The following is an 8,078-nucleotide window of genomic DNA, read 5'->3' on the forward strand; positions in this document are numbered from 1 at the left end:
ACCCGGCCAGGTAACGGAACCCTAAGCCCTGGGCGGACGTGTGACGAGACGTGAGCGGGATCGACCTGTGATTCCTGCCCCGGCGCACCCCGTGCGCTCAGTGGGCGTCAAATCCTGTCTTCCTCGGTTCGTGATCGCTCGATCGTGGTACCGATCGTCGTCCGGACGATCGCCGCCAGGCGCCCGTCGGATCGAACCGCCCCGGGTCTTGCCGGGGGCCGGGCTCCCGGTGCCTGAGGTACGGGCAGACCAGCACGCCGGTGCCGGCCGCGACCCCGCACCCGGCGAGGACGTCGTCCTGCGCAGCGCAGCGCGGCAGCATCCAGGCGGACGGGTAGAGGCGCGGCTCTCGTGGACGAACGCCCGGAGGGCCTGCCGTCGCCCGGGGAGCCTTATGCGCCGGCGCCGAGCCTGCTGCCGGGCCCGCGGCTTTCGGTCCAGCGGGAGGTAGCACCGGGTCAGGGGGGTGGCGGTGGTCTCGTGACCGGCGACCGGCAAGGTGACCGGTTCGTCGCGGATCAGCCGGTCGGTGTACTCGGGGCGCGTTCCGGCCGCGTCGAGCAGGACGTGCAGCAGGCCCGGGCCGTCGGGTCCGGCCCGCACTCGCCGGCGGCGGCGATGGCGCGGCTCGCCACGGCGTCGATGGCGGCCAGCTCGGCGGCTACCGCCCCTTGGGCGGCGGCGCCGTCGGCGGGCAGGCTGGGCAGCGCGGCCACCACGGCGGGCACGGCGGCCAGTTCGCGCTCCGTCGCGGGGTCGAGGGGATGTCCGGTGAGGGCGCGCCGGATGGTGTCCAGGGCGAAGCGGCGCATCTCGTCGCCGACGTCGAGGACCTGCCCGGTGCGGGCGTACCCGGCCCAGCGCGCCGGGGTGGTCAGGGCGGCCCCGGCGATCCGCTGCTCGTAGCGGCGCATTCCCGGACCCGTGAACGGGGACTGCAGTAGCCGCCGCTGCCACGCCCCGCCCGTCGCGGCCAGTACTCCGTCGCCGATCAGCAGCCGGGCGCGGTGCGAGCGCTGCACGTACCGGTCGGGATGGAGCGCGAGCACGTGCTGCACGGCCTCGGGGGCGGTGACCAGGACGGTCGGGCGCGGTCCGAGCCGGAACGCGCCGACGCCGCCGAGCCGTTGGCGGGCCTGGGCGAACAGCTCGACGAGCTCCCCTCCCCCGGCCCGCCACTGCTCGACGGCGGCGGGATCGCGGGCGGATGCGGGCATCACGCACTGCAAGGGAATCGATGCGCTGGGCGACAGGCCGCAATGTCAGTGGCCGGGGGCACACTGGCACCATGAGTTCTTCCTCTTCCACTGCGGGCGCTGGTTCCCCCGGCTCCCCCGGCTGGGTGAAGTCTTTCGGCGGCCCACTGATCGTCGTTCCCGTCTCGGCGCTGGACGCATGGCACGGGTGCACGGACAGCGGGATGACCGCAGGAGACGAAACCGCTGAGGACGACTACGACAGGGCCTGCGCGGTGGTCGATCTGGCCGCTGCGATCGCGGTGGGTGAGGGCGGTGCGCAGGCGTTGGTCCTGGGGGACGAACCCTCCACCAGCTGCTTCCTGCCCGAGCACCGCGCCTTCCTGCGCTGGCTGGCCGCCGACTCCGCGGCCGGGCTGAAGGCCGCGGCCGAGGCCGTCCTCTCCGATCCCGCCACCAGGTGGGAGGAGTGCGGCGCGTGGGTGACGGACGGCCCGGCCGTGCTCATGGACTCCGCCGAGGCGGGTGCCGGACTGGACGTCGAGTATCCCGGCGGGGGGCTGCCCGCGCAGGCGCCGGTTCCGCTGCCCGCCGGCCACTGGAGGGTCCGCGCCGTCCACACCAAGGTGGACGAGGACAACTGGGTCGGCCTGGTCCAGCTCCTGCCGATCGGCCAGTCCTAGGCCCCGTCGTCGAAGTAGCGCCTGGCCCGGCGCTACTTCGACGACAGGACCGAGTGCGAACTGGCCGGGACCGAACGTGAGGCTGACTCAGCTCTTCAGCCCTCTTTGATCGGTACGCTGAAGTTCCGGTTGCGGATCACGACCCGCTCGACTTCGTCGCTGATCTCGAACGTGCCTTCCACGCTCGTGGGCGTGATGACTTGGGTGACGAGCCCGTCGGGCGCGTCTTCGGTCAGGTCCAGGTGCAGTTCGTCCGGGGAGAACGGTGGGCTCGTAAGTTCCAACGTCAGTGTGTAGCCCGGGGTTTGACACGAACACGTGCCCTTGACGGTGACCCAGCGCTTCCTCTTGTCGTCTCGGTACTCGGTGGCGGTGAAGTCCTGGGCACCAGCTGCACATGCGAAGCCATTCGCGGACATGTCCACTCCGATCATCTACTCGTTGCTCGACGGATCAGACGCGGAACCAGTCTCAGCGCGCCCGACAACGGCCGCAATCGGAGATCACGTTTTCAGTCACGTGGCTGCGCTCGTCGTGTGCACCGTCTTCGACGGTGGTAGGCGACCATGCCCCCGCGCCCTTCCGGACCGGCGTCCCGGGCCGCTCCGGCGGCTCGGCGGCTACTTCGCCGACAGCACGATCCGCACCAGGTAGGGCAGCACCTCGCTCACCCGGGGGTCGTGGTCCAGCAGTACCGCGACCGGGCTGTGGCCCTGGGAGTGCAGGGCGTCCAGGGGGTGGGACCACTGGGCGGAGGGAGGCAGCCGGGGAGCGTCGGTCTCCCGTTCCCGGCCGATGGCGGGGAACGCGTGCGGGACGGAGCGTCCCGCCGCGCGGGCGCGGCGGCTGGACAGGGCGCGCTCCACGGCAGTGCGCACGGCAACGGCCAGGGTCGACCCCGTGGCGACGACAGTGTCCCGCTCCGGGGCCGGGCCCCGTTCCGGCGCCGGTTCCGTGCGCCGGGCGATCCCGACGGCGCAGGCGGGCAGAGAGAGCAGAGCGGACAGGTCATGCGCGACGGGCTCGCCCTCGGCGTCCAGGGCGCGCAGCAGCGCGCCGGGGACTGCGTGGCCCTCCCCGGCGAGGCACAGCCTGGGCACACGGGTTCCGGGCGCCCCGACGCGGCGGGCGAGGAGCGCCTCACAGTGCTGGGCGAGCCCCGATTCGAGGGCGCTCACCCAGGTCAGGCCCGCCGCGACGCCCACCGGGGAGCCGGAGGCGGGTACGGGCACCCGGCGCAGCGCCCCCGTGACGAGGTCGAGGCCCCAGGCCACGGGTGCGGCGGGCACGGCCGGTGCGGCGGATGCGGCGGATGCGGCCGGTGCGGCCGGTACGGCGGATGCGGCGGATGCGGGGCGGATCGCCGCATGGGCGGCCAGCTCGCTGAGTGCCGTCTCGACGTCTGAGGTGGCGTCGACCACACCGGGCAGCAGCTCGGCCGCCCGGTCCAGCAACGTGCGTGCACCGAGAGCCGGGCCGCCGGCCCGGGACAGGAACGCGGCCCGGGCCTCGGCCTCGGTCGAAGCGGCGGTCAACTCTTCGGTGCTCATTTTCGGTTGTCCTTCTCCACGGGGTTCTTCGTGGAGCCCATGGAAGCGAGGGGGGATATTCACCGGATAGACGCACGATCTCGGCCGCCGCCCATCTGCCACGGGCCGGCCCGGCGCACTCAGTGGGCGGACAGCACCAGGCGGCGGGCGTCGTTGCGGTACCCCACGCGTTCGAAGGCCGCGGCCATCGGCGCGTTCGCCAGGTCGGTGTCGGCGCGGACCTTCTCCGGATCGGTTTCGGACACCAGGATCCGGGTGATCTCGGCCAGGATCTCGTCCGCGTATCCACGGCCCCGGTGCTCCGGCAGCACGCCCAGGTACCCGACCACGGGGAAGGCGTGGTTGCGGGAGGGGAGGCCGAAGCCGACGGGCTCGCCCTCGGGGGTCCGGGCGACCCGCCACCAGGACCGCTCCCCGGGCATGGTGTCGCGGTAGAACGCGACGTCCTCGCGGGCCTGGGCCTCGGGGCCGATGCTCTCGGCCTCCTTCCGGGAGGCCTCGTCGAGGGTGTCCGTCAGGACCCGGCGGAACAGGTCGACGAAGACCTCGTCGTCGGGCTCGGCGGCGAAGAGCAGACGGCCGGTGCGCTCCGGGAGACCGGTCCCTGGTGTCCACTCGTAGCGCAGCCGTTCCACGAGCACCGTGAGACCGGCGCGCCGGGCGGCCTCCTGCCGCCACGACACGGCCGCGACCGTGTCGGGCCGGTCGCGCCAGTCACCGGGGAGGGAGAGGTGGTACTCCGGCGCGGCGCTCGCACCGGCCCCGGCGTAGGCCGCGTGCGCGGCGGAGAGCAACCCGGCTGCCAGGGTGGTGCGTTCGGCGCCGGACCGGACCGAGTCGCGGACGAACACGCCGTCGAGGGCGCCGGGCAGGTCCTCGTCCGGGTCGCCCCACCAGACGGCGAGGGCCAGCGGCGTGCCGCCGGCGGCGTCCTCGGCGATCCAGGTCCAGTCGGGGCGGTACTCACCGGCGGAGAGCCGAGCCGTGTACGTGTCGGCCGTCATCCCGCCGGCCGCGTCGGTGACGATGAGCGGGAGGAAGCGGTCGAGGTCGGACGCTGTGGTGGGACGGAAGATCACATTGACTCCGGATCGGTGGTTGGGGGCGGCGCGGCCCGATCGGGGCAGGTCGATCACCACCGAGGGTATGCAGGGTGCGCGCGGCCGGATGACGGGTCGGCCGGGGTGTCCCTCAGGGACCCGTTCGGGGGCCCGTTGCGACCGCGGGCGCGGCCGCGCTGGGCACGCTCTCCCGTTCGACGGGTGACGGGCTCTCGGCGGGCGGCGGGGGCAGGGCGGTGATCTTGTGCCGGCGCCCGGCCAGGGCCGTAGCGGCCAGGATCAGGCCGGTGCAGCAGAGCAGCAGGGCACTGCCGCGGTCCCGGGCCGTGCCGAGGAGCCGGCCGAGGGTTGCGGCGAACGGTCCGCCGGGGTCCACCAGCGGGCTGAAGACCTGCGAGGCGAGCGGTCCGGCCAGCAGGTAGCCGAGCAGGGTGCCGCCCTGGGTGAACATGCGGCGCAGGGCGAAGACCCGGCCCTGTGCCTCGGCGGCCACGGCGGACTGCCAGAGCACTTGGGCGCAGCTGGTGACCACCGGCAGGCCGAGGAAGAACGTGAAGGCGGCCACGGCCAGGAGGGCCGGGCGCGGGAAGAATCCGGCCAGCAGGACCGCGACCCCGCTGACCAGGGTGGCCGCGGTGACCCAGGGCAACGGGCGGCGCGGGGTGGACCAGATGGACATGGCGACACTGCTGATCGCCAGGCCCAGCCCCCCGGCGGTGCTGACCATGGCCACCGCGGCGTTCTGCTCGGCCTCGGGGGTGGCGGCCAGGACCAGGGGCAGCAGCAGGGCCGTGGCGGTGGCCTCGGCCGCGTTGAGGACGGTGACCACGCGGAGCAGGTGTTTCAGTCCGGGTTGTCCGGTGAGCAGCCGTCGCCCTTCGGTCAGCTCGGCCCGCCAGCCCGGGCGTTCCCTGGGGCTGGCGGTATGCTCCGGGCGGCCCGTCGACTCGGGGAAACGGGCGAGCAGCAGGGTGAGCAGCCCCAGCGCGAACGAGACGACGTCGACCACCAGGACGGCGCGCAGCCCGCCCGCGCCGAGCAGGACGGCGGCGAGCATCGGACCGAGCAACTGGGCCCCGGCCAGGGCGGTCTGGGTCATCGCGCTGGCCCGGCCGCGCTGTTCGGGCCGCACCATGCCGGTGACGGCGGCGGCGAGCGCCGGCCACTGGAAGGCCGCGCAACAGGACTCCACGATGATGACCGCGTACACCTGCCAGACGGCCAGGTGCCCGGTCGCCTGGGAGGTTGCCATGGCCACGGCCGCGAGCATGGCCGCCGCGTCCGCGCAGAGCAGCACGGTGCGGCGCCGGTAGCGGTCCACCAGGACCCCGGCGACCGGGGCCGCCAGCATGCCCGGGGCGAAGCCGAGTAGCAGGCTGGTGGCGAACTGCGTTACGGAGCCGGTCTGTTGGTAGATCCACAGGCCGAGGGCGAAGCCGGAGATGCTGGATCCGAGTGCGGTGACGAGCCGGCCCGCCCAGACGAGCACGAAGGTGGTCATGACGGGCCCGCGAGGGGCGGCGGGGCGAGGGACAGAGGCATGGAAGGGCTCCGTTCGGAGGCTGCGGCGGGAGAGGACGACACAGGGGCGGGGGCGTGGCGGGAACTGGGGGCGGGGCCGGGACGGGGCGGGAGCCGCGGCCGGGTTCAGGCCGGGGCGGGGCCGGGTTCAGGCCGGGGCGGGGCCGGGTTCAGGCCGGGGCGGGGCCGGGTTCAGGCCGGGGCGGGGCCGGGTTCAGGTCGGGGCGGGAGCCGCGGCCGGGGCCCGGTTCAGGTCGGGGCGGGAGGCGGGACGGGTCGGGCTCGGGTTCGGGGCAGCGGCGGGCTCGGGTTCGGGGCAGCGGCAGCGGCAGCGGCAGCGGCAGCGGCAGCGGCAGCGTTCAGGTCGGGCAGGATCAGGTCGCGCCGGATCAGGTCGCGCCGGATCGGGCCGGGCCAGGCGGGGCCGAGCGGGATCCGCTGGAGCCGGACTGGACTGGTCGGGCCCGGTCGGGCCACGCCAGTCGGGCCACGCCAGTCGGGTCGGGCCAGTCGGGTCGGGCCAGTCGGGTCGGGCCAGTCGGGTCGGGCCACGCCGGTCGGGCTGGGCCCGATCGGATCGGGTCGGTCGGGTCGGTCGGGCCGGATCGGGTCGCGCCGGGCCGGGCCGGCTTGGGCCGGATCGGTCCGGGGTGGTGCGGGGTGGTGCGGCGCGGCGCCGGGGTGGTGCGTCCGTCCGGCGCCGGGGTCGGGCGCACCACCCCCTGTGAACCCGGTCAGCGCAGGTGGGCGGCGAGGACCGGGCCGATCTGGGCCAGGGCCTCCGGGGTGGTGAAGCGGCTGTGCGGGATGTCCAGCGGGTGGTTCTCCACCGGCCCGTCCACGTGCGCGGCCCACAGCTCGGCCAGCGGGGTACCGTCGGCGCCCCGGCCCGGCAGGGCCTCGAAGAAGAGCACGGGGCCCCGATAGCGGCCCGGCTGCTCGCCCTGGGCCAGTGCGATGTTGTTGGCGGTCACCTTCACCAGCCGGCCCAGTGCCGCCGGGTCCAGCCCGCCCAGCACGCTGCCGCGCTCCCGCAGCAGCTCCAGCACGGCGTCGGCGCCGGGGAGACCGTCGCCCAGGACGTCCGCGCCGTCCGCCGCCGTGGCGGCGAGCGCTTCCAGCTCGTCGAGGTCGAGTCCGTCCACTGCCAGCGACAGGATCTCCGCCTCGCTGGGCCGCCCGGCGTGCCGGAAGCGTCCGGTGGGGTGCGAGTCGAGCATCGCCAGCAGAGCCACCTCCTCGCCCGCCTCCTGGAGTTGGCGGGCCAGCTCGTGGGCCACCGTGCCGCCGAAGGACCAGCCGAGCAGGTGGTACGGGCCCACGGGCTGCACCTCGCGGATCAGCCGCAGGTAGCCGGCCGCCATCTCAGCCACGGAGCCGGGCAGTTCACCCTCGCCGTCGAGCCCGCGGGCCTGCAGGGCGAACAGCGGCCGGTCGCGGTCCAGGTGGCGGGCCAGGCCGGAGTAGCACCAGCCGAGGCCGCCTCCGGGGTGCACGGCGAACAACGGCGGACGGGTGCCTCCGGTACGCAGCGGCAGCAACTGACCGAGCCCGTCGGAGGATTCGGTACCGCCCTCGGCGTTGATCCGTTCGGCCAGCAGGGCCACGGTCGGGGTCTCGAACAGGGCTCGCAGGCCGATCTGGACGCCCAGTTCCTCGCGGACCCGAGCGGTGAGCCGGGCGGCGAGCAGGGAGTGGCCGCCGAGGTCGAAGAAGTTGTCGTCGATTCCGATGTGGTCGACGGCGAGGGTGGTGGCGAAGAGGCCGCAGAGGACTTCTTCCTGGGGGGTGCGGGGGGCCCGGGTGGGGGTGGTGGCCGTGCTGGGGGCGGGGAGGGCGCGGCGGTCGAGCTTGCCGTTGGGGGTGAGGGGGAGGGTGTCGAGGAGGACCAGGGCGGAGGGGACGAGGTAGGCCGGCAGGTGGGCGGCGGCGTGCGCGCGCAGTTCGGCCGGATCGAGAACGGTGCCGGTGGCGGTGCCGGTGGCGGTGCCGGTGGCGGTGTCGGTGGTGGGGACGAGGTAGGCGACCAGGCGCTGGTCGCCGGGGTTGTCCTCGCGCAGCAGCACG

General features: G+C 74.6%; 7 protein-coding genes. 1 reads left to right on the top strand and 6 read right to left on the bottom strand.

Annotation, left to right across the window (positions count from 1 at the left end; genetic code table 11):
* Positions 1 to 518: 518 nt before the first annotated feature.
* The gene (locus tag ACFCZ1_RS35795) at positions 519 to 1,217 is read right to left on the bottom strand and encodes a cytochrome P450 (protein WP_376682472.1); all 699 of its coding nucleotides are present in this window, start codon (positions 1,215 to 1,217) and stop codon (positions 519 to 521) included.
* A gap of 71 nt (positions 1,218 to 1,288) precedes the next feature.
* Here ACFCZ1_RS35795 and ACFCZ1_RS35800 point away from each other — a divergent pair, with 71 nt between their 5' ends.
* Positions 1,289 to 1,879, top strand: coding sequence for an Imm21 family immunity protein (locus ACFCZ1_RS35800; RefSeq protein ID WP_376682473.1), 591 nt, complete (start codon positions 1,289 to 1,291; stop codon positions 1,877 to 1,879).
* Positions 1,880 to 1,974: 95 nt separating this feature from the next.
* Here ACFCZ1_RS35800 and ACFCZ1_RS35805 read toward each other — a convergent pair whose 3' ends face one another.
* From ACFCZ1_RS35805 to ACFCZ1_RS35825, 5 genes are all read right to left on the bottom strand, one after another.
* Entirely contained in the window at positions 1,975 to 2,313 is a 339-nt protein-coding gene (locus tag ACFCZ1_RS35805) for a hypothetical protein (RefSeq protein ID WP_376682474.1), read from the bottom strand.
* Positions 2,314 to 2,499: 186 nt separating this feature from the next.
* Positions 2,500 to 3,429, bottom strand: a complete 930-nt coding sequence (locus ACFCZ1_RS35810) for a hypothetical protein (RefSeq protein ID WP_376682475.1) — start codon at positions 3,427 to 3,429, stop codon at positions 2,500 to 2,502.
* Between the two features lie 119 nt (positions 3,430 to 3,548).
* Positions 3,549 to 4,508 (bottom strand): GNAT family N-acetyltransferase, encoded by a 960-nt coding sequence (locus tag ACFCZ1_RS35815; RefSeq protein WP_376682476.1) that lies wholly within the window; start codon positions 4,506 to 4,508, stop codon positions 3,549 to 3,551.
* Between the two features lie 112 nt (positions 4,509 to 4,620).
* Entirely contained in the window at positions 4,621 to 5,991 is a 1,371-nt protein-coding gene (locus ACFCZ1_RS35820; RefSeq protein WP_376682477.1) for an MFS transporter, read from the bottom strand.
* A 754-nt stretch (positions 5,992 to 6,745) separates the two neighbouring features.
* Positions 6,746 to 8,078 (bottom strand): thioesterase domain-containing protein (locus ACFCZ1_RS35825; protein ID WP_376682478.1); only part of this gene is annotated, 1,333 nt, incomplete at its 5' end.

The organism is Streptomyces sp. NPDC056224 (assembly GCF_042267665.1).
In the GTDB taxonomy this organism is placed as follows: domain Bacteria; phylum Actinomycetota; class Actinomycetes; order Streptomycetales; family Streptomycetaceae; genus Streptomyces.

What these genes read in the sequence shown, in the direction of transcription:
- ACFCZ1_RS35795 (WP_376682472.1), bottom strand. Translation starts at nt 1,217, where the DNA reads ATGCCCGCATCCGCCCGCGATCCCGCCGCCGTCGAGCAGTGGCGGGCC.
- ACFCZ1_RS35800 (WP_376682473.1), top strand. Translation starts at nt 1,289, where the DNA reads ATGAGTTCTTCCTCTTCCACTGCGGGCGCTGGTTCCCCCGGCTCCCCC.
- ACFCZ1_RS35805 (WP_376682474.1), bottom strand. Translation starts at nt 2,313, where the DNA reads ATGATCGGAGTGGACATGTCCGCGAATGGCTTCGCATGTGCAGCTGGT.
- ACFCZ1_RS35810 (WP_376682475.1), bottom strand. Translation starts at nt 3,429, where the DNA reads ATGAGCACCGAAGAGTTGACCGCCGCTTCGACCGAGGCCGAGGCCCGG.
- ACFCZ1_RS35820 (WP_376682477.1), bottom strand. Translation starts at nt 5,991, where the DNA reads ATGACCACCTTCGTGCTCGTCTGGGCGGGCCGGCTCGTCACCGCACTC.